Below are 25617 nucleotides of genomic sequence, written 5' to 3'. Positions count from 1 at the left end.
AGCCGTGGAAACAACATCATGCACCTGCGTACGACAGGCAATAAAAAACCCTTCTCCGTGCACCAGAGAAGGGCTCTTGAACGTTACCGAAAAACAAGCTTACTTCAGCTTGGTTTCCTTGTAGATAACGTGTTTACGGGCAACGGGATCAAATTTTTTGATCTCCATTTTTTCCGGCATCGTGCGCTTGTTCTTCGTAGTGGTATAGAAGTGGCCAGTGCCGGCGGTGGATTCAAGCTTGATTTTATCGCGCATTGTATAACCTATCTGTCGCTATCTAGTTGACCGCTTAGATCTCGCCACGAGCGCGCAGATCTGCCAGCACTACATCGATACCAACTTTATCGATGGTACGCAGTGCAGCGTTGGATACGCGCAGGCGCACCCAGCGGTTTTCGCTTTCTACCCAGAACTTGCGGTACTGCAAGTTCGGCAGGAAACGACGTTTCGTCTTGTTGTTGGCGTGGGAAACATTGTTCCCGGTCATCGGACGTTTGCCGGTGACTTTGCAAACACGCGCCATGTTAACACTCCCAAAACCGGTAAAAGCTGGCTTTATACCATGAAAAAAGCCAGCGATTCAAGCATGATGCGCACTTTCCGCAGAAAGCACGATCTCGTATATGAAACAGTCGGGGCGGATTGTAACGGAATTACCACAAACACGCGAGTGCAACATGCAATTGCCCGCAGCAAGTGTTGCATTCATTGTTGCAACAAGCGCTGCCATGGCGGTTCAAATCCAAGCGATTTCGGGTTAAAATCCCGGATTCCCATAGAGCCGTAATTCCATGACCAAGTATATCTTCGTAACCGGCGGCGTGGTGTCTTCCCTCGGGAAGGGCATCGCCGCTGCGTCCATTGCTGCCATTCTTGAGTCGCGCGGGCTGAAAGTCACCATGCTGAAGCTCGACCCGTACATCAACGTCGATCCGGGTACCATGAGCCCCTTCCAGCACGGTGAAGTATTCGTGACGGAAGACGGCGCCGAGACCGACCTTGACCTTGGCCACTATGAGCGCTTCATCCAGTCCAAGATGAAGAAGAGCAACAACTTTACCACCGGTCAGGTTTACGAGTCCGTCATCACCAAGGAACGCCGTGGCGACTACCTGGGTGGCACGGTGCAGGTGATCCCGCACATTACCGATGAAATCAAGCACAAGGTGCATGAAGGCGCGGGCGATGCTGACGTGGCCATCGTCGAAATCGGCGGCACCGTGGGGGATATCGAATCCCTGCCCTTCCTGGAAGCCATCCGCCAGTTGCGCTCCAACCTGGGTCGCAAGAACACCATGTACGTGCATCTGTCCTACGTGCCGTTCATCGCGACCGCTGGCGAAATCAAGACCAAGCCGACCCAGCACTCGGTCAAGGAACTGCGCGAAATCGGCATCCAGCCGGACATCCTGCTGTGCCGCATGGACCGCGAACTGCCGGCCGACGAAAAGCGCAAGATCGCCCTGTTCTGCAATGTCGAAGAAAACGCCGTCATCGGCTGTTATGACTCCGACTCCATTTACAAAGTACCGGCGATGCTGCACGAGCAAGGCATCGACGACATCATCACCGAACACATGCAGCTGGACCTGCCGCCGGCCGACCTGTCGGTGTGGGCGCGCATCATCGACGCCATCGAGCATCCGGAGCAAACCGTCAACATCGCCATGGTCGGCAAGTATGTTGACCTGACCGAATCCTACAAATCGCTGTCCGAAGCCCTGAAGCATGCCGGCATCCACACCCGCTCTGCCGTCAACATCATCTATGTCGATTCCGAAGACATCGAGCGTGATGGTGCCGAATCGCTGAAGGACATGGACGCCATCCTGGTACCGGGCGGCTTTGGCAAGCGCGGCGTGGAAGGCAAGATCAAGGCCGTGAAGTTTGCCCGCGAGAACAACATCCCCTACATGGGCATTTGCCTGGGCATGCAGATCGCACTGATCGAATACGCGCGCGATGTGGCTGGCCTTGCCGGTGCCAACTCCACCGAATTCGACCTCGACACCGATTACCCGGTGGTGGCCCTGATCGACGAATGGGTCAATCACGACGGCAAGATCGAAAAGCGCGACGAAAACTCCAATATGGGCGGCACCATGCGTCTGGGCGGCCAGCACTGTGATCTGGTGGAAGGTTCGCTGGCAGCACGCGTATACGGCTCCACCGACATCGTCGAACGCCATCGTCACCGCTACGAAGTCAACAATTACTACGTACAGCGCCTGGAAGCTGCCGGCCTGACCATTTCCGGCCGTTCCGCCGGCCATGAAAAGCTGGTGGAAACCATCGAACTGAAAGACCATCGCTGGTTCTTTGCCTGCCAGTTCCATCCGGAATTCACCTCTACCCCGCGCGATGGCCACCCGCTGTTCAAGGCCTATGTGCAGGCAGCCATCGACTACAAGGCTGAAAAGCAAGGGAAATAAGCATGAAACTGTGCGGATTCGAAGTCGGCCTCAACCAGCCCCTGTTCCTGATCGCCGGCCCCTGCGTGATCGAAAGCGAACAGATGGCGCTGGACACTGCCGGTCAGCTGAAGGAAATCACCAGCGAGCTGGGCATCAACTTCATCTACAAGTCGAGCTACGACAAGGCCAACCGCTCCTCCGGCACCTCGTTCCGCGGCTTTGGTATCGACGAAGGCCTGCGCATCCTGGACGAAGTAAAACGCCAGATCGGCGTTCCCGTCTTGACCGATGTGCACGCAGAGAGTGAAATCGCCCAGGTTGCCAGCGTGGTGGATGTATTGCAGACCCCGGCCTTCCTGTGTCGCCAGACCGACTTCATCCGCGCAGTTGCGCAATGCGGCAAACCGGTAAACATCAAGAAAGGCCAGTTTCTGGCTCCGGGCGACATGAAGAATGTCATCGACAAGGCCCGTGCCGCTGCACTGGAAGCCGGCCTGCCAGAAGACAGCTTCATGTCCTGCGAGCGTGGCGTGTCTTTTGGTTATAACAATCTGGTATCCGACATGCGCTCGCTGATGATCATGCGCGAAACCGGCTGCCCGGTCGTTTACGATGCCACCCACTCGGTACAACTGCCAGGTGGGCAAGGCAGCTCTTCCGGCGGGCAGCGCGAATTCGTGCCGGTACTGGCCCGTGCCGCCGTGGCGGCCGGCATTGCCGGCATCTTCATGGAAACCCACCCCAACCCGGCCTGCGCCATGTCGGATGGCCCGAATGCCTGGCCGCTGGACCGCATGAAGGAACTGCTGGCCACGCTGCAACAGCTGGATGGCCTGGTCAAGCAAAGTGCCTGGCCGGAACACTCGCTGTAATACGCTTTCGTTCCATCTGTGATAACAAGTTTTCTGCGGCCAGCCGCCTGAGAAGGCTGGCCGGTGGTGATACGGTTAACCTAGCAAAGCAACTGAAGGGGACAAGTATGAGTTCGATTATTGACGTAGTGGCCCGCGAGATCCTGGATTCCCGCGGCAATCCCACCGTTGAAGCCGATGTACTGCTGGAATCTGGCGTCATGGGCCGCGCAGCTGTTCCCAGCGGCGCCTCCACCGGCGAGAAGGAAGCACTGGAACTGCGTGACGGCGACAAGAGCCGCTACCTGGGCAAGGGCGTGCTGAAGGCCGTAGAAAACATCAATACCGAAATCTGCGAAGCCATCATCGGCCTCGACGCCGCCGACCAGGCCTTCATCGACAAGACCCTGATCGAACTGGACGGTACCGAAACCAAGTCCCGCCTGGGCGCCAATGCCATGCTGGCCGTATCGATGGCCGTGGCCCGCGCTGCTGCCGAAGACGCCGGCCTGCCGCTGTACCGCTACCTGGGCGGTGCCGGCCCGATGGCCCTGCCGCTGCCGATGATGAACGTGATCAACGGTGGCGCGCATGCCAACAACACCCTGGACATCCAGGAATTCATGATCATGCCGGTTGGTGCACAAACCTTCCGCGAAGCACTGCGCTGCGGTGCCGAGATCTTCCACAGCTTGAAAAAGCTGTGCGACAGCAAGGGCTACGCCACCACCGTGGGTGACGAAGGCGGTTTCGCCCCCAACCTGGCCAGCCACGAAGATGCCATCAAGCTGATTCTGGAAGCCATTGACGCCGCCGGTTACGTACCGGGTCAGGATGTGATGCTGGCGCTGGACTGTGCATCGTCCGAGTTCTACAAGGATGGCAAGTACCACCTGACCGCCGAAGGCCTGCAGCTGACTTCCGAGCAGTTTGCCGACTACCTGGAAACCCTGGTCAACAACTACCCCATCATCTCCATCGAAGATGGCATGAGCGAACACGACTGGGACGGCTGGAAGATCCTGACCGACCGTCTGGGCAAGCGCATCCAGCTGGTGGGCGACGATGTCTTCGTGACCAACCCGAAAATCCTGGCCAAGGGCATCGAGGCAGGCATCTGCAACTCGCTGCTGGTGAAGGTCAACCAGATCGGCACCCTGTCCGAAACCCTGAAAGCCGTTGATCTTGCCAAGCGTTCCAGCTATACCAGCGTGATGAGCCACCGCTCCGGCGAAACCGAGGACAGCACCATTGCCGACCTGGCCGTGGCCACCAACTGCATGCAGATCAAGACCGGCTCGTTGTCGCGTTCGGATCGTATGGCCAAGTACAACCAGCTGCTGCGTATCGAAGAAGAGCTGGGTGATGCTGCCTACTATCCGGGCCGTGCCGCCTTTTACCACCTGAAATAAGCTGAATCATGCGCTGGCTGACCCTGACTCTGGTAACCCTGCTGATCGCCTTGCAATGGCCCTTGTGGTTTGGCAAGGGGAGCTGGCTCAGGGTCTGGCAGCTGGACAAGCAACTGCAGGAACAGCGGGCTGTCACGCAAAAGCTGATAGCCCGCAACGCCGCCCTGGATGCCGAAGTTCGTGATCTGAAACAAGGAACCGATGCAATTGAAGAGAGAGCGCGCAACGAACTTGGTATGATCCGCAATGGTGAGGTATTTTTTCAATTACTGGATCCGGCTGCCTCTGCTAAACATTGACTAAGCCCATCCAAACCTTCACCCTCCTAGACTAAAAATAATTATGGCTGGTTTCAAAACTTCCAGGGTTTGGTCAATGACAACACAGAATCCGATTGAGGTTGCACGCGAAACGCTCAAGCAGCTGAGCATGCGCAAATTGCTGCCAACACCGGAAAATTTCGAGCGCGTCTACCACGAGCTCACACAAACCCCCATCGAACGCGACAACAAACTGGGCACCCAGTTGCTGCGGGCACTGGAAACCATTCCAGCCGAATCTCCGCAAAGCAAGACTTCCCTGCTGCGCATCAAACAGGCCACCGACGAGTCCCGCTGGGAACAGCTTCCACAGCTGGCCATCGACTTTCTGCGCCAGGCACTGACCGAAAGCCATCTGACCCAGACCTGGGGCAGCCTGATACAAAGCCTGATCCGCAGCTGGGATCTGCGCCTGCCCGACCTGCCGCAACACCACAAGCAGGCCGCACTGGAGCGGGTGCTGATCAACTACGGCAATCAGCCGGAAGAACTCAATACCAAGCTGTCGGCCCTGATCAAGAACTGGAATGCACCGGCCAGCCAGCGCGAAGCGCTCGCCATGCCGGATGATCCGCCAACAGCCAGCAGCACAATCCCCGGCGTTGCCGGTCAGGACAATAACAGCTGGCCGCTATGGCAACGCACGCTGGCCTTTGCCCTCAAGCACGGGCTGGAACCGCGCCTGATCAGCATGCCGGACATGGTGGAATCGCTGGAAGCACTGATCCGCGAGCTGGATCAGGTCTGCGACGATGAAAGCCTCAACGTCTACATGCCCAAGCTGCGCGGCTTCATGATCAAGCTGGAACTGCAGACCCAGCAGGAAGGCCGCCTGGTTTCCGGCCTGACCAATCTGCTGCGACTGTTGCTGGACAATGTGGCCGAGATCAACCGCTCGGACGATTATTTGGTCGGCCAGGTGCACTCGCTGCAGGAAGTGCTGTCGCACCAGCCGCTGTCGATGCAGCAGGTATACCAGCTGGAAACCAGCCTGAAGGAAGTGATCCGCAAGCAAGGCATGCTGAAAAGCACGCTGGATGAAGCCACCAGCTCCTTGCGCACCCTGCTGGACCGCTTTATCTCGCGCCTGGCCCTGATGACGGACACGACCGACGACTTCCACAGCAAGATCAGCAAACACAGTGAAAAGCTGAAGCAGACCAGCAATGTCGAAGAGCTGAGCAGCATCATCGGTTCGCTGATGGAAGACACCTCGCTGATGCAGCTGGACCTGACCCGTTCGCGCGACGAGCTGTTGTCCGCCCGCGAGCAGGTCGAAGCTGCCGAGCAGCGCATCAACGAACTGGAAAACGCACTGGAAGCGGCCAGCGCCAAGGTCAAGGAAGACCAGCTGACCGGTGCCTACAACCGCCGCGGCCTGGCCGAGCATTTCCAGCGCGAGATCAGCCGTGCCGAGCGAACCAGCAGCGAGCTGAGCGTGGCGCTGATCGACGTCGACAATTTCAAGCAGCTCAACGACCGCTATGGCCACCTGACTGGCGATGATGCACTGAAATACCTGGTGGACGTGATCAAGCACAATCTGCGTCCGGCCGACATTGTCGCCCGTTTTGGCGGTGAAGAATTTGTCCTGCTCATGCCGGACACGCCGGTTGAGGAAGCCATCGACACTGTACAGCGATTGCAACGCGAACTGACCCGCACCTTCTTCCTGGCCAATAACGACAGGCTGGTCATCACCTTCAGTGCCGGCGTGGCCAAATGGCATCTGGGCGAACAGGACATCGAAGTGATAGAGCGCGCCGACCAGGCCATGTATCAGGCCAAGATCAGCGGCAAGAACCGCGTCATTTCAGCCGAACCCGACCGCATTATCTGAGTCACGCAGTTAGCACACAAAAAAACCGGGGAGCTGCCCCGGTTTTTTCATTCTGCGCTGCCGCCCTTGCTCATGCCCTTGCCCGCTTCGGCCCGCTGTCGTCGCACCGCCTTGGGGTCGGCCTGCAAGGGACGGTAAATCTCCACCCGGTCCCCCTCGCGCAGCACGGTATCCAGCTTGATGGCCTTGCTGAATATGCCCAGCTTGAGTGCCGTGGCATCGATGATGGGAAACTGCGCCAGAATGCCGGATGCCCGCACCGCCTGCTCGGCCGTCGTCCCCTGCGCCACCTGCATGGCCATGACGCGCTGCCGTTGCGGCAAGGCACAGGCAACCTCTATCCGGATCAGTTCACTCATCGCCATACACCTTGTCGGCATGCTTGATAAAGGCATCCACCAGCGTGCCGGAAATGTGGCCGAATACCGGACCGATCACCTTTTCCAGCAGCTTGCTGGAAAACTCGTAGCGCAGGGTAAACTCCACCTTGCAGCCAAAATCGCCCAGCGGGGTAAACTGCCACAGGCCCTGCAAGTGCTGGAAAGGCCCCTCGACCAGCTCCATCAGGATGCTTTCACCATCACGCAGGGTATTGCGGGTGGTGAAATGCTGGCGAATCTTCAGGTAATCAATATGCAGACTGGCCACCTGCTGATCCCCCTCGCGTGCGTGTTCCTCCGCCTTGGCACACCAGGGCAGGAAACGCGGATAATTTTCCACCTTGTCGACCAGGGCAAACATCTGCGCCGGGGTATGCGCAACCAGGACTTTCTTTTCTACAACCTGCATGGGGAAGCGGCACATTGTGCAAAATGGTTCAAGCTGGCAAGTTTACCAAAAGCCGCCCCGGCTGTCCGTGCCCGTCCCGCCGCCGATTTCAAGCTGCTGATTTTCAGGAATTTTGGCCTGGCCGCAGCTTCTGGTAGAATGGCGGATTCCCTTTTCAAAGCCACGGAAAACTCAGGCTCATGAGCATCATCCAGAACCGCAAAGCCTTCCATGATTATTTCATCGAGGAAGAACTCGAGGCCGGGCTTGTGCTGGAAGGGTGGGAAGTCAAGGCCATACGCGCCGGACGCATCCAGCTCAAGGAAAGCTATATCGACTGGAAGAACGGTGCCTTCTGGCTGATCGGCTGCCACATCACCGCGCTGCAGTCGGCCTCCACCCATGTCAAGCCAGACCCGGTACGCCCGCGCAAGCTCTTGATGTCCCAATCGCAGATGAACCGCTTCATCGGCAAGGTGGAACGCGCCGGCTACACCATGATGGCGCTGGACCTGCACTACAGCAAAGGCAATATCAAGGCCCAGGTTGGCCTGGCCAAGGGCAAGAAGCTGCATGACAAGCGCGATACGGAAAAAGACCGTGAATGGCAGCGCGAAAAGCAGCGCTTCATGAAAAACCAGCGAGGTGGCGCATGAAAAAGAGCGCCGCCCTGCCCATTGCACTGATCTGCCTGGGTTCGGTGTGGTTTCTCAAGAGCACCGCCCTGCTGCCGAACACCTCCACCCTGCTTTCCCTGCTACTGGCAGCGGCAGGGTGTCTATTATTGATCATCGACGGCTTCAACAAATCCACCCTGGTCAGCAGCCCCTTGCTGATTTACGCCGGAGCGGCCATCTACCTGCGCGACAACCTGGGCTTGCAATTCAGCCACCTGTTGTCGCTGGGCATGGTGGTGATGGGCTTGTTGATGCTGCTGGCACGCAGTGACCGCATTCCGGAGCGCAGCCGAGGCTGGCGCGCCTTGCAGGACAATCAGGACCAACCCTGAAACCGCATACTCTTTACCCATTGAACGACAGGCCTTCGGGCCAACGGAACCTTTCAAGGACAGGCATGGACAAGATCCTCATTCTCGACTTCGGCTCTCAAGTTACCCAGTTGATTGCCCGCCGCGTACGCGAAGCTCACGTCTACTGTGAGCTTCATTCGTTTGACATGCCGATTGAAGAAATCCGTGCATTCGGCCCCAAGGCCATCATTCTGTCCGGCGGTCCCAACTCGGTGTACGAATCGGACTACCAGGCCGACCCGGCCCTGTTCGAACTGGGCATCCCGGTACTGGGCATCTGCTACGGCATGCAGTTCATGGCGCAAAGCCTGGGTGGCAAGGTGGAAGCTGGTGACAAGCGCGAATTCGGCTACGCCCAGATCCAGGCCCGCCATCACTCCAAACTGCTGGAAGGCTTGCAGGATCACATCGACGATGCCGGCAACGGCTTCCTGGATGTGTGGATGAGCCATGGCGACAAGGTGACTGCCCTGCCGCAAGGCTTCCACGTCATCGCCGAAACCCCGTCCTGCCCGATTGCCGCCATGGCGGATGAAGACCGTGGCTACTACGGCGTGCAGTTCCACCCGGAAGTGACCCACACCAAGCGCGGCACCGAAATGATCCATCGTTTCGTGCTGCACGTGGCGGCTTGCAAGCCCAGCTGGACCATGCCCAACTACATCGACGAAGCGGTGAAGAAAATCCGCGAGCAAGTGGGCGATGAAGAAGTCATCCTCGGCCTGTCCGGCGGCGTGGACAGCTCGGTCGCTGCCGCGCTGATCCATCGCGCCATCGGCCCGCAACTGACCTGCGTCTTCGTCGACCACGGCCTGTTGCGCCTGAACGAAGGCAAGATGGTGATGGAAATGTTTGCGCAGAACCTGGGCGTGAAAGTCATCCACGTGGATGCCACCGAACAGTTCATGAGCAAACTGGCCGGCGAAACCGATCCGGAAAAGAAGCGCAAGATCATCGGCGGCGAATTCGTCGAAGTCTTCCAGGCCGAATCCAACAAGCTGACCAATGCCAAGTGGCTGGCCCAGGGCACCATCTACCCGGACGTAATCGAATCGGCCGGAGCCAAAACCAAGAAGGCCCACACCATCAAGAGCCACCACAATGTGGGCGGCCTGCCGGAAGACATGAACCTCAAGCTGCTGGAACCGCTGCGCGAGCTGTTCAAGGACGAAGTCCGTCAACTGGGCGTGGCGCTGGGCCTGCCGCACGACATGGTGTACCGTCACCCCTTCCCGGGCCCGGGCCTGGGGGTGCGTATCCTTGGCGAAGTGAAAATGGAATACGCCGACCTGCTGCGCCAGGCCGACGCCATCTTCATTGAAGAACTGCGCAATACCGTGGACGAAAAAACCGGCAAAAACTGGTACGACCTCACCAGCCAGGCCTTTGCCGTGTTCCTGCCAGTGAAATCGGTAGGCGTAATGGGCGATGGCCGCACTTACGACTACGTGGTGGCCCTGCGTGCCGTGGTCACCAGCGACTTCATGACCGCCCACTGGGCCGAACTGCCCTACTCCCTCTTGGGCCGCGCCTCCAACCGCATCATCAACGAAGTGCGCGGCATCAACCGCGTGGTTTACGATGTATCGGGCAAACCGCCGGCAACGATTGAGTGGGAATAATATAACGTTAGTCGCTGACATTCGGCAGCTATCGTGAAATCCAGTAGCCCCGCCACTTTGCGCGGGGCTTTCTCTTTTCTGCTTTCGGCAACTATCGATTGAAGACGGAAATTTTTACCGGTATTCTTGACGGTAATCCACTTCCGATTCATCGACTCCATTCACTATACCGTCACCTCACATTGTGTCGTTTGACGGTATCAAACAGGCTGAAACTCAGCACTGGCGCGGCTTACGGCTGTTTTACCGTCAGCCCGGGCGATGACGGTAAAAACCCGCACCCGGAGACGGTAACGTGCTCACAGATACCAAGCTGAAGAACCTCAAGCCCCAGGACAAGCTCTACAAGGTCACCGACCGTGACGGCCTGTATGTAGCCGTCTCCCCTGCCGGTACCGTCACCTTCCGCTACGACTACCGCCTGAATGGTCGCCGCGAAACCCTTACCATTGGCCGTTATGGGCCTGCTGGGCTCTCCCTGGCCGCTGCGCGCGAGTCCCTGATCGAGGCCAAGAAAGACATCGCCGCCGGCAAGTCGCCGGCCAAGGAAAAGCAGCGCGGTAAACGGCAAGACCGGGCGGCAAAAACCTTCGGTGAATTTACCGTCAGCTGGCTGGCGGATTACGGTATGGCCGAGAGCACCAAGGCCATGCGCGAGAGCATTCTGAACCGCGATATCCTGCCGGTATTCCAGAATCACAAGCTCGGCGAAATTACCGACGAAGACCTGCGCAGCTTGTGCGACAAGATCAAGGCGCGCGGTGCGCCAGCCACTGCCGTGCACGCCCGGGAAATCGTCCAGCAAATTTACCGCTGGGCCATCGAGCGCGGCCAGAAGGTAACGAACCCGGCCGATACCGTCAGCGCGTCGTCGATCGCCACGTTCAAGCCGAAGGACCGCGCCCTCTCCCCCGACGAGATCCGCATCTTCTTCCAGCAGCTGGAACTGGTCAGCACGCTGCCGACCATCCGCCTGGCGCTCAAGCTGGTGCTGCTCACGATGGTGCGCAAAAGCGAGCTGCTGAATGCCACCTGGCCAGAGGTCAATTTTACCGACGCGGTATGGACGATCTCTGCCGACAGGATGAAGGCGCGCCGACCGCACAACGTCTACCTGTCGCAACAGACACTGGACATCATGATCGCGCTCAAGACCTGTGCCGGCGGCTCCAAGTTCCTGCTGCCATCGCGCTATGAGGGTGATAAGGGGATGTCGAACGCGACCTTAAACCGGGTCATTGACGCGACGGTAGAGCGCGCCCAGGCGGCCGGTCTGCCGCTGGAGTCGTTCGGCGTGCACGACCTGCGGCGCACGGCCAGCACGCTACTGCATGAGGCGGGGTTCAATTCGGATTGGATCGAGAAGTGCCTGGCGCACGAGCAGAAAGGCGTTCGCGCGGTCTACAACAAGGCGGAATACGTGGAGCAGCGACGGGATATGCTGCAGAAGTGGGCGGACATGGTGGACGGCTGGATAGCCGGGGCCGAGAAAAAGGCCTGACCCCGGCCCGGTAATGCTCATGCGGCTTTCTTGGTGGGCCGCGTCTTGCGCTGGTGGACATCCGGCCCCGGCGCTTTTTCTACGTCGTTGGCGGCTTCCTTGCGCGCCTCGATCCAGGCCACCACCTCGTCGTAATCCCACACCACGCAGCGCGAGGTCAAATTGAAGCGCTTCGGAAATTTACCGTTGCGCTCCATCTCGTAGATCGTCGAATCGGCCAGCGGGACCATCTTGCGCAGTTCGTCGCGTCGAATTGTTCGTTTCATCGTGTTCATACCCTGTTTTCCTTATTCACGCGGGCAAAGCCCATACCTTTCTGCCAGACAGTCACGCCATCGATCACGATGCGCGTGGCCCCCTTCTTTCTTGCTTCGCCTACCCTGTTGTAGAGCTTCCGGCCAATCTTGTTCCGGTACCGCTGCCGGCATTCCTCTTTGCCCAGGGCGACGGGCCTTGGCGCATCCTTGCCTGGGCCGTACACAAACACCCGGCAAGCCGGGCAACTGGCGCCGGCCGACTCATAGCGCCAGGTGGCGATATGGATCAGCCCTCGATGGCGCAACGCCTTGAGCATGGTCTGCATTGTGCGCAGGTCCGGGATAGCCAGCTGTGTCTGGAGCTCCGTGCGGGTCAGGCCGGCCTGCGACTGCTGGAGCAGCTGCAGCGCGCGGCGCTGGTTCGGGCCGAGTCGGGTGGTGTCCATCATTTACCTCCCTTTGTTGCGTACCGCAGCAGCTCAATTTCATCACCACGGATAACCGCCAGCCCCTTGTCGACCAGAAGGGATATCGGGAAGGAAAGAGCTTCTTTATCGAACAGGCTCAGCGCGGCCATGCTGTAGATCCGGCGCTGCCCCTTATAACGGCTCATCTCGATGCAGTTGACCTCGATATCAGAATGGGCGCAGGAGATGGCGTAGGATTCGAGGTCCATCACTTCACCCCCTTGGCGAGCATTGCTGCACGGCATGCGTTCCAGCCATTCGCATAAGCAATGTCCGGTTCGGTGTCGGCTGACATCCATGGCGCGTTGTCGCAGTCGATTTCATCCGGCACTGCATGCGTGGGCGGGGAAGCAAGCAACTCACGGATTGCATTATGGTGCTGGCGATCACCAAGCAGCAGGCCACGAACCCAATCCGCAGGCAATGCCACCACATCAGCACCAGGCTTGGAGCAATCCGGGCACGGCTGGCCACCTTCATCCGGCTCCCGGTAGCTCGGGCCACCTACCATTCCGTGGCCACCGCAAGTGGGGCATGCTGGCTGTGCGCGGCTACGAACCTCCGCATCCAGGCGGTCGAAGTGATTCAGCAGCTCTTGGATGTCTTCCTTCTGGACGGTCACCATTCCCTTTTCACTACCGCGCTGACGCTGCATCGGATGGGATGCCAGGCGTAGTCGGCCAAGTGATTCGCAAAATTTTCCCATCTCAATCCCTCGCCTCATCAGGATCACGCAGGCCAGCCATCACAGCGGCCTGGTAACGGGTGTAGCCATCCTCCACATACGACCGGTAAGGTCATAGTCGCGGCGGCCGGTGTTCCAGCCGTGCATGTAGTACGGCTGGTCGCAGTGTTCTTCGGACGGTTGCTTGCCGGCGTGGGCGTCGTCCATTCCTTGGCCGTAGAGGTTCATGCCATTCCCTCCGATTTCCTGTATTTGTTTACTGATCGACGAAACAATCCGCGCAACTTGGCGACTTCTGCGTTTGCGGTCTTATAGGCGGCGTGGGCATCTACGATGGGTTGGTCTTCATCGCACGTGCTCCCCTCAAACCATTCGCCGGTTTCGCTCGAATACTCTTTCAACAGCTTGGCTCGTATAGCCTTCGCCTTGGTTCGTACCTTGATGGCTTCGTCCAAGGCGATGGCCGCACGACCAACTTCGGTTAGGAGGCTCACGCCGCCATCCTTTCCTCTTCAGCACCGGCCACGGCCAGCACTTCCCCGTTTTCGATCCAGAAGGAACCGATCAGCTCGTCACTCGGCATGGCTTTCTTCATAGTCCCGCACACCACAGCGCTATCCAGCGCGCCGCCCTCGGCCAGGTCGCACAGCAAGTCCAGCAGCTGGGAACGGCCTAGCAAGTCCAGCACGTCGAAGCGATCCAGCACCACCAGCCTCAGTTCGGACAACTGGGCAATCATCAGCGCAAGCAGGGTATCCGTACGCCACTGCTCAGATTCGGACAGCAAGCCATAAGCACGACCGTCAGCTGTGATGTCCATGTCGCGGCTGATCGCCACGCGCGCCCAGCCAGCATCCCGCGAAAGGGTATGCAGCATGTCGTTCACCGGGCGCAGGGAATCGGCCAGGATCTCGCCCGGGATGCCATCCGGGGCCAGTGCATCGGCAATCAGAGTCCAGCCCTGCACATCTGCGTGATGCTTACCGGCGTCCTTGGTCTTCTTGTCGGCTTCGGCGGCCGCGCGCTGGCTGGCGCGCAGGGTATCCATGTCGCTGGCCATCTTCTTTCGGCTGGCCATCAGGGTGTTGATGCGCTCTCTGGCGGCGGACAGCTGCGTCTCGGTGACGGCCTCACCGCCATCCTGCTCTTGCAGCACCTTCAGCTGCACGGCGGCGTCTTGGGCAAGCTTCAGGTCGCGCTGGTCGTTGGCAACCGTGCGCTCCATCATGGCTAGGGAGCGCTGCAGCTCCGGCAGGCTGGCGATATCGGCGGCGCTGGCTGGCGCGCCCTCTTCGTCCACCGGGCCGTGCTGTGCCTTGTACTGCTCTAGCGTCTCGCTGGAAAACTTGAGGTGACTACGCTGCTCGGTTGTCATGTCGCCAAATGGTATCGCCATGCAGAGGGTCGCATTCAGCGCGCGGGCCAGATCATGCACAAGCCCCTTGCGCTCGGCCGGGCCGGCGCTGATCTCAGCCACACGGTCACGCACGCTGACCAGGTCGGCTTCATCAGCTGCCAGCTTTTTGCTGATGCTGTCCACTTTGCCTGCCAGCTCGGTCAGCTGGGCGATCTGCCCTGCCCGGCCGGCGCTGGCCTGGTGACGGGCGCGCAGTGTGCCCATGTCCTGCTGGGCCTGGGCAATCTGGGCATCCAGAGAGGCCAGATCTTGCTCACACAGCTGGGCAGCTTCCAGGTCAACGGGAGGCTTGCCGGATTTCCAGCCCTCGGCCTTCTTGTCGCCGTAGGTTTCACCGGTCACCGCGCGCCATGCGCCCTTGGCCTCAGTAGCGCGCTGCTTGGCATGCTTCTCAGCCTCGGGAAAGCCAACGAGCACCAGCGGCAGCACGGCGTCGATCTTGCCCTGGTCGGCACCGCGCTCTAGCAAGCGCTTCTGCGCTTCATCGGTACCGCCAGCGCAGCCGGTCAGCGCGTACAGCGCGGAGCGGCGGCCGTCGGCCGTGGCGGCAGCAAAGGCAGCCGGGTTCAGCACGAACGGCAGGCCTGCCCGGGCCTTTGCCGGATCCTCGATCTGGTTGCCGAAGAAGGTAGTGCCACCATCCGGCAGGGTTGTTTCGGAGCGGCGGCCGTCGGCCAGGTGCAGCTCGATGCTGCCGGCCTTGGAGCCTTCAGCCACCAGCTGGCCGTAGTCCTTCTTCAAGCTGACGCGGGTGGGCTGGCCAGACAGGGCCATAACCACCGCATCGCGGAGGCTGGATTTGCCGGTACCGTTCTTGCCGGAAACCATGGTGATCGGGGCATGCAGCTGCATGTCAGCAGTGCGCAGGCCTTCGAAGTTGGCAATTTTGATGGATTTGATTTTCATGGCTTAGCCCTCGCATCCCATTTGGTAGTTGCCACCGCACTCTTTCGAGCAGAACTCAACCATGCGGGTGCGGACGTATTGACGGCGCGTGATCTGGTCGTAAGCGCGGTCGATGATCTTGCGGCTGACTGGCTTGTCCATCGGCTTGCCGCAGTACGGGCACTTCGGCTGGGTGTTGAAACTGGTCATGCTGCTCTCTCCTGAATCAGGGCAATGACATTGGCGCGGCTGGCGGCCGGCAGGCGTTCAACCTGCAGGGCAGCTTCCAGTTCGTCGATGCGGCGGTTTGCCTTGTCGAGCGCCTGTTCCAGCATGGCGGCGCTTTCGGCCTGGGCGGCCAGGGCAATGTTCTGGCGACCCAACTCAAGCACCTGCTGCTTGAGCTGGTTGATCTCGGCCACGTGCCCTTGAATCAAGGTCCAGTAGTGGCGAGTGGTATCGTCGGCGCTGGCAATACGGTTTTCCAGACTGGATTCACGGCCCTTGAGGCGGCCATTCTCGGCCTTAAGACGGTCATATCCGGCGGTGTGTTCGCGCAGCTTGGCGTTTTCCTGCTCCAGCTTGGTGATGGCCATCTCGGCGACGGCGACCAGCAGGATGAGATCGATAGCGTTGGTTTTCATGGTGGTTCCTTATCGTGTGGTCAGCACTTCACGGCTGCCATTGCTTTGCATGGGGGAGACAATGCCAACCTGCTCCATGCCCTCGATCAGCCGGGCGGCGCGGTTGTAGCCGATCCGCAAATGACGTTGCACCGAGGAGATCGAGGCGCGGCCGGTCTGCATCACTGCCTGGCAGGCGTCATGGAAAAGCGGGTCATCCTGGCCGTGGTCTTCCATCAGGGCCTGCGTAAATGACACACTGGGGGTGGCCTGCTCGCCGCCGAACAGATCCGGCTGAGCGGCGATGGCCACATCCACCTCTTCCTGCAGAAGCTCGGCCAGAATCGCGCACTCGTCTTTGGTCGGCTGGAAGCTGCACTGCCAGGTCAACCAGAGCTGGTAACCGTCCTGCGGCTCGATCATGAATTTGCTGACCCGCACGCCATGGAAGCGGCAGCCAGCAATATCCAGTTCGCAGTCCTGCACCTCATGCTTGTACTTCAGCGGTTCCATCATCTGGTTACGGACGGCGCCAGTACCGTCCAGGTAGAGGAAGCCTTCCAGGTGCTCATCGAAGAACACCAGGGCCGCACTTCCGGTTTTCGCCGTCAATTTGAGGTCCAGAGCGAGGGTCTTGTCCTCGTCCGGACCTTCCTTCCGAGCGTTGAAGTGCTTGATCTCGGCTTTACCTTGGAAGTTGAACAAGGACATGGCTTACTCCACGTCGCGCTGGCGGCGGGCGCGGGTGGTGCCGCCTGCCTTCTGCTGATTGGCGATGGTCTGCTCGACGATCTGGGCATCCTTCTCGCTCAGGCTGCGGGCGATATCGCGGGCTTCATCGAATGCACCGCGACGGACGGACTCCAGCGCATCGTCCAGACCGAACATGGCGGATTGCTGCTGGCTGCCCTGCTCTTCCTGCTGGTGCTGCTGCACCGGCTCGGCTTCACGCTGCTGGCGCAAGCCCTGGGCAACGGATTGCTGGGTCAGGACTTCACCGGTGGTGGTGTCAACATCAAAGGGCGGCTCGTCGCTGGCCACGGTCTTTTCCGCCGGGGCACCCTGCTGGCGCAGATCCTCGCTGGTGACGACGTAGTTGCCACTGGCATCCGGGGCAGCGTCGAAAACGTCGCCGACCTCTTCCGCAGTCTGTAAGCCCATGCCCAGTTCCGGCGCATAGGCGCGCTGCCAGAAGGCCGCTGCACGGTAGACAAACATCTGGTCGGGCATCGTTTTCCACTTGCTGCCGTTCTTGCTGGCCCAGCCTTCGGCTTGCACCATTTCCCAGGTGACCCAGATGCCGTCCAGCCGCTCACCGGTGGCCTTCTCAATTGCCCAGGCGCGGCAGCCATAGTCCTTACCGCCCGGTTCGCCCTTCCACTCGTAGCGCAGCGACGAAAAGCGACCGCAGGCATTGATGGTGGCGATCAGGAACTTGCTGGACCAGCTTGGTGTGCCGTGCACGATGTACAGGTTCTGCATCACCATCAGCGGGTTTGCGCCGATGCGCTGGGCCATATCCATGGCGATCATGCAGTTGGCGATCTTGTCGGCACCGCGATACTGCTGCGGCACAAGGTCGGAAGACGCGAAGGCCTTGGACACACGCTGCATCAGCTCGAAGCTCTGCAGGTCGAAGAAGCCGGCATGCACGGCCGGGACGTTACTCGCTTGAGCGGCAGGCTGGCGCAGCGCCTGCAGGTTGGTGGTTTGTGCAGCAGTCATGGTGCTTATCCTTTGAACTTGCAGGTGGGGTGGCGCGGGCAATACTTGGCGGAGCAATACATCGACTTCGAATTGCCGTAGAACTGGCCGCTGTGAATGATGTGGCTGGCGTGCTGCAGCAGGCCGGGGCTGTCTTCGTCACCGATCAGCGCCTCACGGGCATTGCTGATCAGGCCCACGCCTACCTTCTGGCTGGCGGCGGTCTTGCCGGTGTTCAGGCCGATGATCTGGGCCGGTGCGGTCAGCGCCTGGCCGACGGCAAACTCGGCGATCAGCTCATACACACCCATCTGCGGGCCGTGGCCGCTGGTGACAGCGATGCCATCACTGCCCACGGCGCGGGCGCCAGACTTCAAGTCGGCGATGCCCAGCTCGCCATCCACGTTGCGATAGATCCGGTCGGTGGTGCCGGTCAGCACCAAGCCAAGGTCGGTGATTTCCAGCGCTTCACACGGCACTTCCACGCCCACGTAATCCTGCTTGGGTGCGATTTCGTGGCAGTAGCGGGAATGCAGGGTCAGGCCAATCTTTTCGGCGGCGTTCGGGTCGGTATCGCCCCAATCCACCTCACCGTTGCCCTGCTCATCATCCTTGGCATACAGCGCGTCGATCAGTGCGCCAGCAGCCTCGGACGGGGTCAGTGGGTTGCCATCCAGCTTGGCTTGGTCAAACAGCGCGGTACCGGCGTGAATGGCAGTGCCCAGGCGGGCGGCGCCAGACGACGGCATACGCATGCGCAGCAGTTGCTTGGCCTCCCAGCGTGCCGGACAGTCGAAGAGTTCTGCCAGCGAGCTGGCGCGTACCGTCACGGACGGTTTCATAGTGAATGGTGCGTTCATGCTGCTTTTTCCTGTGAATTCAGATGCTCCAGCACGGCCACGCTGAGCGCGGCACAGTCGAACAGCTCGGCCGCGTCGGTCGCGCTGTCTGCCAGAAACACTTCGGTTACTTCGAAGCCGGCCGGCTGGCCGGGGTGGAATGCCGCGGGTCGCTCTGCTGGGGTGTAATGGCCGCGCACCACCAGGGCGAAGCCGTCAAACTCCAGCGTGACCTCACCACGCTGGTAGCCGCGCACTAGTTCTGCTTGGCGCATCAGCTGGATGACTGCGGCGGATAACTGGGACAGGCTCATGGCAACTGCTCCAGCGCCTGGGCAAAGCCCATTGCGGTAAAGAAGGCCGCCGTCAGCAGCACTGCGCCAAAGATGTATTTCAGGGTTTTCATGCGCGTCGCCCCGAAATGCCGACGATGCGGCCCAGCTGCTCAAGCACCTGCATGCAGGCGTCGCAGGTGCTGGTTGCGAGAGCGGCAACGACGTAGCGCCGTCCGTCCCGTTCAGTGACTGTTACTAGGTAGGTTTTCATGTGCCTCTCCTGCATGTGGAGCTGTGTAGGTGAGGTCACTATACAAGTATTTCTTTACATAGTTCAAGTGTTTCTTTACTTGGATAAAGAGTTTCTTGCTTTTGTGGCGAAAAAAAACCGCCACAGGGCGGTCTGATGAGCCATGCCTGGCTTATAGGTTTTGGTGCAGGTCCGTCAGGTTCTTGCGCATCCGCTGAAAGTACTTGAACACCAGATCTTCCATCAGATCAAGGTTTACCAGCGCAGCTTGGACGCTAGAAGCGATCTCTTCACGTGCCAGGGGTGTCACCGCAGATACGGAATTATTTTCAGCATCACTCATTTTTATCTCCCAGCTACCTGTCTTGCCATGAGACAGTAAATATTTAAAAACGGACATGGTTAATAACCCAAACGCCCTACACCGACAATGCAATTCTGAACCATCCACAGACTAAAAATCAATACCTATCCACGAATCAATTCTATATTGTGCAACATCTCCGAACTATACAGTACTGTACTGTATAAATAATTCACCTATATAGGTAGTTACCTTCCACAAACCCTATTGCAAAATACAAAAATCTATGATTTGCATGACTGCGCGCCGATATCGCATCATATGATTTCATACGGCATGATATGACATCATATGAAATCATATGACGTCATATCATGGCCAATAACAGAACTGAACTATTCAGTTTCGTATAGCGCAGAATGCGTTAGTTAAGCTTAACTAGGTTTAACTATACTAAGTTAAGTTAATCTGAAAGAATTTAGTATAGCGAGGAATTTAGAATTAACTTTAATCGTTAAAGTTAATAATTAACCTGCACTCAGATAATTAACTTTCAAAATTAAAGTTAATCAGCGCTAGCGGATGATATATGTGTTTAGTTTTAACAGTGCATAGGTATTCACACCTAGGGCCGTCAAGTCAGTCGTCGATAGATGCGAGGAATTCTCGCGCGACGTGCGCGAGGGCTGCCAGCTTACTTTCTGGCAGCTGAGGGATGATCTGGCGCAGCTCTGCCACCAGGGCGTGACGGGCCGGTGAGGCGTCACCATGCACCAAGTAAGAGCCTGTAGTGTCGAGCGACTCAGCCAAGAGGCTTATGTGGTGGGGTTTTGGCATGACTCCATCATTGAACCATGACGAAGCTGTTTGCCGCGAGACGCCGCAGTCGGCGGCAATCTGGGTGATGGTTTTCCGGCGGCGGGCGCGCAGAACGATGATGCGGTCGGTAAATGTTTCCAAGCTGTGGCGCTACGTAATAATACTTATTATTCCGTATGACCCAACTTGACGAAAATGACAAGTCGACTTGACGCCAGAAATGCAACATACCCGCATGGCTTATGCCTCACGGGTTGACATGACAAATGAACTCCTGTTTGCCGAAACTACTTTTGCCGGTTTATCGAAGACTCGGCGATGATTTTCATCAGCTCGCCGATGGCTTCAGGCCCTTTGCTCAGTAGCTTGTCTGCCAGGTCGTGGATGTCTTCTGCCACGATGTATGCGGTTTGCAGGTCCACGGCCCGCGCCTTGGGCTCCTTGCCCGTCTCAAGCCATTCAGCGGTCACTCTCAGCGCCCTTGCTAGTGCAACAAGCTTAGTTGTAACACGTGTCGGGTTGTTTTCAATGTCACTGATGGTGGAAGTCGACGCGCCAACGCGTCGGCCAAGTTCGCCTTGAGACCAGCCACGGGCAATCCGCTCTGCTTTTACTCGATCGCCAAAATTTTCCATCCCTGAATATTCGTGGATTGAATGATCGGCTGGTGGAAACGTAAATTTCGATAAACAGGAATTTGATTACAAGACAAAGCCCCGCACGTGGCGGGGCTCAGCTGGCCGGTTGGTTTTTATCCGAAGGAAGGATGCCGGCCGATCACAGTGTGGGCTTACGCTTGGCGGGCGTCAATCTGGCCGGGCACTCGCGGAGGCTTTCTTTCCAGTCGCCCTGGTAGCCGAAGTCGGGTGCTGGGTCCATGTCGGCGTACCAGATGTGAATGAACGGAACCGTTTTAGGCGGAGTGAACCAGTGCGCCTGGCCATCCTCATTGATCGCCCACCACCTAGCCCCTTTCGGAGCTTGCCGCCAGTCGACTTCGAACATGAGAACCTCCATACGTGAAAAAACCCGCTTTCGCGGGCTTCTATGAATACTTTCCCCAGTTAGGGTCGAGCTGCCGAATTTGCTCCTGCAGCTGCCGGCACTCCTCGGTCTTCTGCTCCAGCATGCGGGCAAGTGCAGCGCATAGTTCAACCAGGCTGGCATCTTCGCCATCGCGTCTTCTTGCTCGACCTGCGGCAGCTAAAACGCCTTCCTGATCTGTCAGATCAGGCTCCCAAACTTCAATCAATCCTGGCCGGGCACTATTTTCTTGCTGTGTGATGCCAAAAAACAGTTCTGCAACAGTAACACCCAATGCATCGGCAACCATCTGCTGGCGCTGATGACCACGGGGCATCGTCTTACCAGCTTCCCATTGCTGAACAGCTTGAGCCGTAATCCCCAATAACTCAGCAAGATCAGGCTGGGTTAGGCCTTTAGCTTTTCTTGCGGCGGTGATGCGCGCACCAGTCTCAATGTATTTCATATCGTGAAAATACAAGTGTTCCTTGCATCTCTCCATCAAAGAGTTTCTTGATTAATGTTGACCAAGTAAAGAAATTCTTTAATACTTTGCGCAGGAGGGATTCACATGGAATCGAACATCGTCACCCGCGCGGCAAAACTTGCCGGCAACAAATCAGTTCTTGCCCGCCTGGTCGGCGTTACACCACAGGCCGTTCAGCAATGGGAGGCCAGCGGCTACGTCCCACCCAACAGCATTGAGGCCGTAGCCAAGGAAACAGGCATCCCGGAAGCCGAGTTCTTCGCGGCCTACAGGCAACGCCCCAAGAAGGCCGCTTAACCCCATCCATTCAACTAGGAGAAAGGGTAGCTATGCGTTTCGTTAGAACTATGGACTGTGCGGTGCACAACCGCACGCAATCAATTTTGAGAGGGAATGACAATGGAAAATATTGGCATGTTGTCGATTGAACGTGGCTTACGGGCTGCGCTGACCAACCCCAAGGAAAGCCCCCGGATCATCGAGGCGCTGAACTGGGACGGCAGCCAGGTGAGCCGTTTCCTGTCTGGCCAGCTCGGTCTGACGATCGACAAGGTGGACGCAGCTCTCGGTGCTCTCGGCTACGTGTGCGTCAAGCCGAAGTACCTGGATGCCATGGCCACGCTGTGTCAGGTCGGCGCCAATTGCGAGTGCGCGCGCCGGGGTATGGGTGAATGCGGGAGTGGGAATTGATGGGCAGAGACACAGAAACGAAAAGGGCCGCGTAACGGTACTGGACATACCACGCGGCCCTACCTTCAAAGGCAGATTGATTATGACGACACCACCATTCAAACGCAACCCGGAGACTGCACGATGATCGAGACACGCGAAATCCGCCATGCTCATCTGTTCTGCGGCCTGGGCGGCGGCGCAAAGGGCTTCAACAAAGCGCAACCGCGCGTTGGCAATCTTCAAGCCAAATTCCGTTGCCTGGGCGGCATTGACGTGGATGCAGCTGCCATCCGCGATTTCAACAGCATCGTCGGCGTGCCAGGTACGGTAATGGATCTGTTCGACCGTTCCCAGTACATCGACTTCCATGGCAAAGAGCCGCCGACCGACTGGCGCGAAGCCACGCCGGTAGACATCCGTCGCGCCATGGGCAATGAATCCCCTCACATCTGGTTCCTGTCAGCTCCCTGCAAGGGCTTCAGCGGCCTGCTGAATGAATCGCGCAGTAAGACAGCCAAGTATCAGGCCCTGAATCGTTTGACCTTGCGCGGTATCTGGCTGGCTCTGGAAGCCTATGCCGACGATCCTGCCGAGCTGATCGTGTTCGAAAACGTGCCACGCATCGCCAACCGAGGCCGGCACCTGCTTGACCAGATTGGCGAACTGCTGCGCGCCTATGGCTACGCCGTGGCCGAAACCACCCACGACTGTGGCGAGATCGGCGGCCTTGCCCAATCCCGCAAGCGCTTCCTGCTGGTGGCCCGTCACATCGAGAAAGTAGCCCCGTTCCTGTACGAGCCGGAGAAAAAGCGCCTAGAGGCCGTCGGTACCGTACTCGGCCGCATGCCGATGCCGGGCGATCTGGCAGGCGGCCCGATGCACCGCGTTCCGTCCTTGCAGTGGAAAACCTGGGTGCGCCTCGCATTCGTAGAAGCTGGCAGCGACTGGCGCAGCCTGAACCGCCTGGAAGTGGAAAACGGCCAGCTCCGTGATTACCTGCTTGTTCCGGAATACCGCGCAGGCTATCTGGGCGTGAATGCCTGGAATGATCCGACCGGTACCGTTGCTGGCCGATCTACCCCCAGCAATGGGGCTTTCTCCGTTGCAGATCCCCGTACCCAGATGGCCGAATACAGCCAGTACGGCGTATTGCCCTGGGATGTGCATTCCGGCGCCATCAGCAGCCAGTCGGCCCCCGGTGGCGGAAAGTATTCCGTCGCAGACCCGCGCGCGGAGAAGGTACGCCACAACAATGTTTTCCGCGTCGTCAGCTTCGACCAGGCTGCCGGCACCATTACCGGTGGCCACGGCCCCAGCTCCGGCGGCCAAGCTGTCGCAGATCCTCGCCGAATCGGCCCGACCTTTGGCAAGTACATGGTCACCGACTGGGATGAGGCAGCCGGTACCGTCATTTCTGGCAGCACCACCGGCCAAGGCGCATTTGCCGTTGCGGATCCACGTACCGGTTTAAATCGTCGCCAGAGCGGTGACAACTATTTGACCGGCGGCCACTACGGCGTGATCGGCTGGGATCAAACCAGCGGCGCCGTATCGGCTGCTGCAGGCCATGACAACGGCCGCTGGAGCGTTGCCGATCCCCGCATGCCCGAACCGAACGAGAAGCTGCAATGCGTGATCCGCTCGCTTGACGGTACCTGGCACCGCCCTTTCACCACCTTCGAGCTGGCTGCCCTGCAATCGCTGATCGAACCCGAGGAATACCTCGAACTGGATGGTTTGAGCGACAGCGACTGGCGCGAACGCATCGGCAACATGGTTCCTCCGGAAGCGGCATGCGCCATTGCCGAAGTGATGGGCACCACCCTGCTGCTCGCCTGGAGCGGCGAAACCTTCGTACTTTCTGCAACGCCGATCTGGGTCCGCCCGCTGGCGATTGCTCTTTCCGTCCAGGGGGCCGTATGAATCCCCAGCAAATCGACATCTTTGCCGCTGGCGCGCGCCGCATGCAGATGACCGAGTCCATCGAGCTGACCATCCAGTCGTTGCAGGCTTATGGGCCGGAAAACGACCACTGGGGCATCGCATGGTCCGGTGGCAAAGACAGCAGCGCCACGCTGACCTTGATCATGTACCTGCTCGATGCCGGCAAGATCCAGCGGCCCAAGTCTCTGACCGTGTTCTATGCCGACACGCGCCTCGAACTGCCCCCCCTGGCCATCGCCGCGCAACAGATCATGGACGAGCTGGACGACCGCGGTATCCGCGTGGAAGTTGTACGCGCGCCGCTCGACAAGCGATTCATGGTCTACCTGCTCGGCCGCGGTGTTCCTCCACCAAACAACGGCACCCTGCACTGGTGCACCGGCCAGATCAAGATCACCCCGATGGAAGAAGCGCTGCGCCAGCGACTTGATGAGCTGGACGGCAACATCCTGATGATCACTGGCGTGCGCCAGGGCGAAAGCGCCATTCGCGACCGCCGCATTGAGATGAGCTGCGGCAAGGACGGCGCCGAGTGCGGTCAGGGCTGGTATCAGCAGGTGCTTCCTAACGCCAAGGGCCTGCGCGGCCGGATCGCTACCCTGGCCCCACTGCTGCACTGGCGTGTGTGCCACGTCTGGGAGTGGCTGAAACATTGGGCCCCGACGGCAGAGTTTGGCGACTTCAGCACCCGCATGATTGCTGATGCCTACGGTGGTGATGAGGCTGAAGAGGTCAATGCGCGAACCGGTTGCATCGGCTGCCCGCTGGCCCAGGAAGACAAGGCACTCGACACCATCCTGCTGAATCCCCGTTGGCAATACCTGGCCCCCCTGAAGGGCCTGAAGTTGCTGTGGCGTGAACTACGTGAGCCGCAGCACCGCCTGCGCAAACCGGGCCTGGAACGTCTGAAAGACGGAAGCATCGCCGCGAACCCGCAACGCATGGGCCCGCTGACGTTTGAGGCTCGGCTGATGGGCTTGGAGCGCGTGCTGGCCATCCAGGCCGAAGTCAACGCTGGCGCAGACCGCGACGGCATGCCCCATATCGACCTGATCAATGCCGAGGAAGAGGCCCGCATCCGTGAGCTGATCGCCCTTGAGACCTGGCCGCAGGGCTGGGATGGCGACGAGCCACTGGCCACGGTGCCGCTGGATATCGTCTATCAGAACGGCGCTGTGCAGCCACTTCTGTTCGGCGCGGAGTAGCAG

At 59.0% G+C, this 25617-nt stretch carries 35 protein-coding genes and 1 pseudogene; 13 read left to right on the top strand and 23 right to left on the bottom strand.

What is annotated here, in order from left to right:
• Positions 1 to 99 precede the first annotated feature (99 nt).
• Complete coding sequence (gene rpmG, locus DFR38_RS17700; RefSeq protein ID WP_028453358.1) at positions 100 to 255, bottom strand: 50S ribosomal protein L33; 156 nt, start codon at positions 253 to 255, stop codon at positions 100 to 102.
• A 34-nt stretch (positions 256 to 289) separates the two neighbouring features.
• A complete protein-coding gene (rpmB, locus tag DFR38_RS17695; RefSeq protein WP_011137003.1) occupies positions 290 to 523 on the bottom strand; it encodes a 50S ribosomal protein L28 in 234 nt (77 codons plus the stop codon).
• A gap of 268 nt (positions 524 to 791) precedes the next feature.
• On the opposite strand from rpmB, the gene DFR38_RS17690 reads away from it, so the two are divergent.
• The 5 genes from DFR38_RS17690 to DFR38_RS17670 all read left to right on the top strand — a co-directional run bounded on the left by DFR38_RS17690 (position 792) and on the right by DFR38_RS17670 (position 6837).
• Positions 792 to 2432, top strand: a complete 1641-nt coding sequence (locus tag DFR38_RS17690) for a CTP synthase (protein WP_059284864.1) — start codon at positions 792 to 794, stop codon at positions 2430 to 2432.
• A 2-nt stretch (positions 2433 to 2434) separates the two neighbouring features.
• A complete protein-coding gene (gene kdsA / locus DFR38_RS17685; RefSeq protein WP_059284865.1) occupies positions 2435 to 3286 on the top strand; it encodes a 3-deoxy-8-phosphooctulonate synthase in 852 nt (283 codons plus the stop codon).
• A gap of 107 nt (positions 3287 to 3393) precedes the next feature.
• The gene (eno, locus tag DFR38_RS17680; protein ID WP_059284866.1) at positions 3394 to 4677 is read left to right on the top strand and encodes a phosphopyruvate hydratase; all 1284 of its coding nucleotides are present in this window, start codon (positions 3394 to 3396) and stop codon (positions 4675 to 4677) included.
• Positions 4678 to 4685: 8 nt separating this feature from the next.
• A complete protein-coding gene (gene ftsB, locus DFR38_RS17675; protein ID WP_059284867.1) occupies positions 4686 to 4976 on the top strand; it encodes a cell division protein FtsB in 291 nt (96 codons plus the stop codon).
• Positions 4977 to 5052: 76 nt separating this feature from the next.
• Positions 5053 to 6837 (top strand): GGDEF domain-containing protein, encoded by a 1785-nt coding sequence (locus DFR38_RS17670; RefSeq protein WP_059284868.1) that lies wholly within the window; start codon positions 5053 to 5055, stop codon positions 6835 to 6837.
• Between the two features lie 47 nt (positions 6838 to 6884).
• Here DFR38_RS17670 and DFR38_RS17665 read toward each other — a convergent pair whose 3' ends face one another.
• Positions 6885 to 7196 (bottom strand): RnfH family protein, encoded by a 312-nt coding sequence (locus DFR38_RS17665; protein WP_059284869.1) that lies wholly within the window; start codon positions 7194 to 7196, stop codon positions 6885 to 6887.
• Positions 7189 to 7626 (bottom strand): type II toxin-antitoxin system RatA family toxin, encoded by a 438-nt coding sequence (locus DFR38_RS17660; protein WP_059284870.1) that lies wholly within the window; start codon positions 7624 to 7626, stop codon positions 7189 to 7191. Before DFR38_RS17660 ends, DFR38_RS17665 begins: the two co-directional genes overlap by 8 nt.
• Positions 7627 to 7805: 179 nt before the next feature.
• Between DFR38_RS17660 and smpB the strand changes: the two genes are divergently transcribed.
• From smpB to DFR38_RS17640, 4 genes are all read left to right on the top strand, one after another.
• Positions 7806 to 8261 (top strand): SsrA-binding protein SmpB, encoded by a 456-nt coding sequence (gene smpB / locus DFR38_RS17655; protein WP_059284871.1) that lies wholly within the window; start codon positions 7806 to 7808, stop codon positions 8259 to 8261.
• On the top strand, positions 8258 to 8614 hold the full coding sequence (locus DFR38_RS17650) for a hypothetical protein (RefSeq protein ID WP_059284872.1): 357 nt from the start codon (positions 8258 to 8260) through the stop codon (positions 8612 to 8614). The genes smpB and DFR38_RS17650 overlap by 4 nt, the downstream gene beginning before the upstream one ends.
• A 65-nt stretch (positions 8615 to 8679) precedes the next feature.
• Positions 8680 to 10257, top strand: a complete 1578-nt coding sequence (guaA, locus tag DFR38_RS17645; protein ID WP_059284873.1) for a glutamine-hydrolyzing GMP synthase — start codon at positions 8680 to 8682, stop codon at positions 10255 to 10257.
• Positions 10258 to 10552: 295 nt separating this feature from the next.
• The gene (locus DFR38_RS17640) at positions 10553 to 11758 is read left to right on the top strand and encodes a tyrosine-type recombinase/integrase (RefSeq protein ID WP_059284874.1); all 1206 of its coding nucleotides are present in this window, start codon (positions 10553 to 10555) and stop codon (positions 11756 to 11758) included.
• Positions 11759 to 11775: 17 nt separating this feature from the next.
• On the opposite strand, the gene DFR38_RS17635 is transcribed toward DFR38_RS17640, so the two are convergent.
• The 19 genes and pseudogenes from DFR38_RS17635 to DFR38_RS17560 form a co-directional block, all read right to left on the bottom strand.
• Entirely contained in the window at positions 11776 to 12033 is a 258-nt protein-coding gene (locus DFR38_RS17635; protein ID WP_199105990.1) for a helix-turn-helix transcriptional regulator, read from the bottom strand.
• Positions 12030 to 12464: a hypothetical protein gene (locus DFR38_RS17630; protein ID WP_059284875.1), complete on the bottom strand. Its 435-nt coding sequence runs from the start codon at positions 12462 to 12464 to the stop codon at positions 12030 to 12032. Before DFR38_RS17630 ends, DFR38_RS17635 begins: the two co-directional genes overlap by 4 nt.
• Entirely contained in the window at positions 12461 to 12691 is a 231-nt protein-coding gene (locus DFR38_RS17625; RefSeq protein ID WP_059284876.1) for a hypothetical protein, read from the bottom strand. The genes DFR38_RS17630 and DFR38_RS17625 overlap by 4 nt, the downstream gene beginning before the upstream one ends.
• Positions 12691 to 13137, bottom strand: coding sequence for a hypothetical protein (locus tag DFR38_RS21115; RefSeq protein ID WP_146216012.1), 447 nt, complete (start codon positions 13135 to 13137; stop codon positions 12691 to 12693). Before DFR38_RS21115 ends, DFR38_RS17625 begins: the two co-directional genes overlap by 1 nt.
• A 90-nt stretch (positions 13138 to 13227) precedes the next feature.
• Positions 13228 to 13395: a hypothetical protein gene (locus DFR38_RS21300; protein WP_158527758.1), complete on the bottom strand. Its 168-nt coding sequence runs from the start codon at positions 13393 to 13395 to the stop codon at positions 13228 to 13230.
• Positions 13392 to 13661, bottom strand: coding sequence for a hypothetical protein (locus DFR38_RS17615; RefSeq protein ID WP_059284878.1), 270 nt, complete (start codon positions 13659 to 13661; stop codon positions 13392 to 13394). Before DFR38_RS17615 ends, DFR38_RS21300 begins: the two co-directional genes overlap by 4 nt.
• Positions 13658 to 15490, bottom strand: a complete 1833-nt coding sequence (locus tag DFR38_RS17610; RefSeq protein ID WP_059284879.1) for an AAA family ATPase — start codon at positions 15488 to 15490, stop codon at positions 13658 to 13660. Before DFR38_RS17610 ends, DFR38_RS17615 begins: the two co-directional genes overlap by 4 nt.
• Before the next feature lie 3 nt (positions 15491 to 15493).
• Positions 15494 to 15679 carry a hypothetical protein gene (locus DFR38_RS17605; RefSeq protein ID WP_059284880.1) on the bottom strand — a complete coding sequence of 62 codons (186 nt, stop codon included), beginning with the start codon at positions 15677 to 15679 and terminating at the stop codon, positions 15494 to 15496.
• Positions 15676 to 16113 (bottom strand): hypothetical protein, encoded by a 438-nt coding sequence (locus DFR38_RS17600; protein ID WP_059284881.1) that lies wholly within the window; start codon positions 16111 to 16113, stop codon positions 15676 to 15678. The genes DFR38_RS17605 and DFR38_RS17600 overlap by 4 nt, the downstream gene beginning before the upstream one ends.
• A 9-nt stretch (positions 16114 to 16122) precedes the next feature.
• A pseudogene (locus tag DFR38_RS21930) lies at positions 16123 to 16308 on the bottom strand (DNA translocase FtsK); the annotation flags it as partial.
• A 498-nt stretch (positions 16309 to 16806) separates the two neighbouring features.
• Positions 16807 to 17817, bottom strand: coding sequence for a hypothetical protein (locus DFR38_RS17590; RefSeq protein ID WP_059284883.1), 1011 nt, complete (start codon positions 17815 to 17817; stop codon positions 16807 to 16809).
• A 5-nt stretch (positions 17818 to 17822) separates the two neighbouring features.
• Positions 17823 to 18656, bottom strand: a complete 834-nt coding sequence (locus DFR38_RS17585; protein WP_059284884.1) for a RecB family exonuclease — start codon at positions 18654 to 18656, stop codon at positions 17823 to 17825.
• A complete protein-coding gene (locus DFR38_RS17580; protein WP_059284885.1) occupies positions 18653 to 18949 on the bottom strand; it encodes a hypothetical protein in 297 nt (98 codons plus the stop codon). Before DFR38_RS17580 ends, DFR38_RS17585 begins: the two co-directional genes overlap by 4 nt.
• Positions 18950 to 19037: 88 nt before the next feature.
• Positions 19038 to 19181, bottom strand: coding sequence for a hypothetical protein (locus DFR38_RS21295; protein WP_158527757.1), 144 nt, complete (start codon positions 19179 to 19181; stop codon positions 19038 to 19040).
• A 151-nt stretch (positions 19182 to 19332) separates the two neighbouring features.
• On the bottom strand, positions 19333 to 19503 hold the full coding sequence (locus DFR38_RS21290) for a hypothetical protein (protein WP_158527756.1): 171 nt from the start codon (positions 19501 to 19503) through the stop codon (positions 19333 to 19335).
• Positions 19504 to 20103: 600 nt separating this feature from the next.
• On the bottom strand, positions 20104 to 20424 hold the full coding sequence (locus tag DFR38_RS17575) for a helix-turn-helix domain-containing protein (RefSeq protein WP_059284887.1): 321 nt from the start codon (positions 20422 to 20424) through the stop codon (positions 20104 to 20106).
• A gap of 146 nt (positions 20425 to 20570) precedes the next feature.
• Entirely contained in the window at positions 20571 to 20918 is a 348-nt protein-coding gene (locus DFR38_RS17570; RefSeq protein ID WP_059284888.1) for a helix-turn-helix domain-containing protein, read from the bottom strand.
• 142 nt (positions 20919 to 21060) lie between these two features.
• The gene (locus DFR38_RS17565) at positions 21061 to 21288 is read right to left on the bottom strand and encodes a hypothetical protein (RefSeq protein ID WP_059284923.1); all 228 of its coding nucleotides are present in this window, start codon (positions 21286 to 21288) and stop codon (positions 21061 to 21063) included.
• Positions 21289 to 21328: 40 nt separating this feature from the next.
• Complete coding sequence (locus DFR38_RS17560) at positions 21329 to 21808, bottom strand: helix-turn-helix domain-containing protein (RefSeq protein WP_059284889.1); 480 nt, start codon at positions 21806 to 21808, stop codon at positions 21329 to 21331.
• Positions 21809 to 21877: 69 nt separating this feature from the next.
• On the opposite strand from DFR38_RS17560, the gene DFR38_RS17555 reads away from it, so the two are divergent.
• The 4 genes from DFR38_RS17555 to DFR38_RS17540 all read left to right on the top strand — a co-directional run bounded on the left by DFR38_RS17555 (position 21878) and on the right by DFR38_RS17540 (position 25614).
• Positions 21878 to 22090 carry a YdaS family helix-turn-helix protein gene (locus DFR38_RS17555; RefSeq protein ID WP_059284890.1) on the top strand — a complete coding sequence of 71 codons (213 nt, stop codon included), beginning with the start codon at positions 21878 to 21880 and terminating at the stop codon, positions 22088 to 22090.
• A gap of 117 nt (positions 22091 to 22207) precedes the next feature.
• Positions 22208 to 22483, top strand: coding sequence for a hypothetical protein (locus DFR38_RS17550; protein WP_211310780.1), 276 nt, complete (start codon positions 22208 to 22210; stop codon positions 22481 to 22483).
• A 123-nt stretch (positions 22484 to 22606) separates the two neighbouring features.
• Positions 22607 to 24388 carry a DNA cytosine methyltransferase gene (locus DFR38_RS17545; protein WP_059284891.1) on the top strand — a complete coding sequence of 594 codons (1782 nt, stop codon included), beginning with the start codon at positions 22607 to 22609 and terminating at the stop codon, positions 24386 to 24388.
• On the top strand, positions 24385 to 25614 hold the full coding sequence (locus DFR38_RS17540; protein WP_110313696.1) for a phosphoadenosine phosphosulfate reductase domain-containing protein: 1230 nt from the start codon (positions 24385 to 24387) through the stop codon (positions 25612 to 25614). The genes DFR38_RS17545 and DFR38_RS17540 overlap by 4 nt, the downstream gene beginning before the upstream one ends.
• Positions 25615 to 25617: the final 3 nt, after the last annotated feature.

This window comes from Aquitalea magnusonii (genome assembly GCF_003202035.1).
GTDB lineage: Bacteria > Pseudomonadota > Gammaproteobacteria > Burkholderiales > Chromobacteriaceae > Aquitalea > Aquitalea magnusonii.
This window is presented reverse-complemented; position numbering and strand designations above follow the sequence as displayed.

Bases quoted from the DNA above. Each gene is read 5' to 3' on its own strand.
- rpmG (WP_028453358.1), bottom strand. From the start codon at position 255: ATGCGCGATAAAATCAAGCTTGAATCCACCGCCGGCACTGGCCACTTC.
- rpmB (WP_011137003.1), bottom strand. From the start codon at position 523: ATGGCGCGTGTTTGCAAAGTCACCGGCAAACGTCCGATGACCGGGAAC.
- DFR38_RS17690 (WP_059284864.1), top strand. From the start codon at position 792: ATGACCAAGTATATCTTCGTAACCGGCGGCGTGGTGTCTTCCCTCGGG.
- kdsA (WP_059284865.1), top strand. From the start codon at position 2,435: ATGAAACTGTGCGGATTCGAAGTCGGCCTCAACCAGCCCCTGTTCCTG.
- eno (WP_059284866.1), top strand. From the start codon at position 3,394: ATGAGTTCGATTATTGACGTAGTGGCCCGCGAGATCCTGGATTCCCGC.
- ftsB (WP_059284867.1), top strand. From the start codon at position 4,686: ATGCGCTGGCTGACCCTGACTCTGGTAACCCTGCTGATCGCCTTGCAA.
- DFR38_RS17670 (WP_059284868.1), top strand. From the start codon at position 5,053: ATGACAACACAGAATCCGATTGAGGTTGCACGCGAAACGCTCAAGCAG.
- DFR38_RS17665 (WP_059284869.1), bottom strand. From the start codon at position 7,196: ATGAGTGAACTGATCCGGATAGAGGTTGCCTGTGCCTTGCCGCAACGG.
- DFR38_RS17660 (WP_059284870.1), bottom strand. From the start codon at position 7,626: ATGCAGGTTGTAGAAAAGAAAGTCCTGGTTGCGCATACCCCGGCGCAG.
- smpB (WP_059284871.1), top strand. From the start codon at position 7,806: ATGAGCATCATCCAGAACCGCAAAGCCTTCCATGATTATTTCATCGAG.
- DFR38_RS17650 (WP_059284872.1), top strand. From the start codon at position 8,258: ATGAAAAAGAGCGCCGCCCTGCCCATTGCACTGATCTGCCTGGGTTCG.
- guaA (WP_059284873.1), top strand. From the start codon at position 8,680: ATGGACAAGATCCTCATTCTCGACTTCGGCTCTCAAGTTACCCAGTTG.
- DFR38_RS17635 (WP_199105990.1), bottom strand. From the start codon at position 12,033: ATGAACACGATGAAACGAACAATTCGACGCGACGAACTGCGCAAGATG.
- DFR38_RS17630 (WP_059284875.1), bottom strand. From the start codon at position 12,464: ATGATGGACACCACCCGACTCGGCCCGAACCAGCGCCGCGCGCTGCAG.
- DFR38_RS17625 (WP_059284876.1), bottom strand. From the start codon at position 12,691: ATGGACCTCGAATCCTACGCCATCTCCTGCGCCCATTCTGATATCGAG.
- DFR38_RS21115 (WP_146216012.1), bottom strand. From the start codon at position 13,137: ATGCAGCGTCAGCGCGGTAGTGAAAAGGGAATGGTGACCGTCCAGAAG.
- DFR38_RS21300 (WP_158527758.1), bottom strand. From the start codon at position 13,395: ATGAACCTCTACGGCCAAGGAATGGACGACGCCCACGCCGGCAAGCAA.
- DFR38_RS17610 (WP_059284879.1), bottom strand. From the start codon at position 15,490: ATGAAAATCAAATCCATCAAAATTGCCAACTTCGAAGGCCTGCGCACT.
- DFR38_RS17605 (WP_059284880.1), bottom strand. From the start codon at position 15,679: ATGACCAGTTTCAACACCCAGCCGAAGTGCCCGTACTGCGGCAAGCCG.
- DFR38_RS17600 (WP_059284881.1), bottom strand. From the start codon at position 16,113: ATGAAAACCAACGCTATCGATCTCATCCTGCTGGTCGCCGTCGCCGAG.
- DFR38_RS17590 (WP_059284883.1), bottom strand. From the start codon at position 17,817: ATGACTGCTGCACAAACCACCAACCTGCAGGCGCTGCGCCAGCCTGCC.
- DFR38_RS17585 (WP_059284884.1), bottom strand. From the start codon at position 18,656: ATGAACGCACCATTCACTATGAAACCGTCCGTGACGGTACGCGCCAGC.
- DFR38_RS17580 (WP_059284885.1), bottom strand. From the start codon at position 18,949: ATGAGCCTGTCCCAGTTATCCGCCGCAGTCATCCAGCTGATGCGCCAA.
- DFR38_RS21295 (WP_158527757.1), bottom strand. From the start codon at position 19,181: ATGAAAACCTACCTAGTAACAGTCACTGAACGGGACGGACGGCGCTAC.
- DFR38_RS21290 (WP_158527756.1), bottom strand. From the start codon at position 19,503: ATGAGTGATGCTGAAAATAATTCCGTATCTGCGGTGACACCCCTGGCA.
- DFR38_RS17570 (WP_059284888.1), bottom strand. From the start codon at position 20,918: ATGGAAAATTTTGGCGATCGAGTAAAAGCAGAGCGGATTGCCCGTGGC.
- DFR38_RS17565 (WP_059284923.1), bottom strand. From the start codon at position 21,288: ATGTTCGAAGTCGACTGGCGGCAAGCTCCGAAAGGGGCTAGGTGGTGG.
- DFR38_RS17560 (WP_059284889.1), bottom strand. From the start codon at position 21,808: ATGGAGAGATGCAAGGAACACTTGTATTTTCACGATATGAAATACATT.
- DFR38_RS17555 (WP_059284890.1), top strand. From the start codon at position 21,878: ATGGAATCGAACATCGTCACCCGCGCGGCAAAACTTGCCGGCAACAAA.
- DFR38_RS17550 (WP_211310780.1), top strand. From the start codon at position 22,208: ATGTTGTCGATTGAACGTGGCTTACGGGCTGCGCTGACCAACCCCAAG.
- DFR38_RS17545 (WP_059284891.1), top strand. From the start codon at position 22,607: ATGATCGAGACACGCGAAATCCGCCATGCTCATCTGTTCTGCGGCCTG.
- DFR38_RS17540 (WP_110313696.1), top strand. From the start codon at position 24,385: ATGAATCCCCAGCAAATCGACATCTTTGCCGCTGGCGCGCGCCGCATG.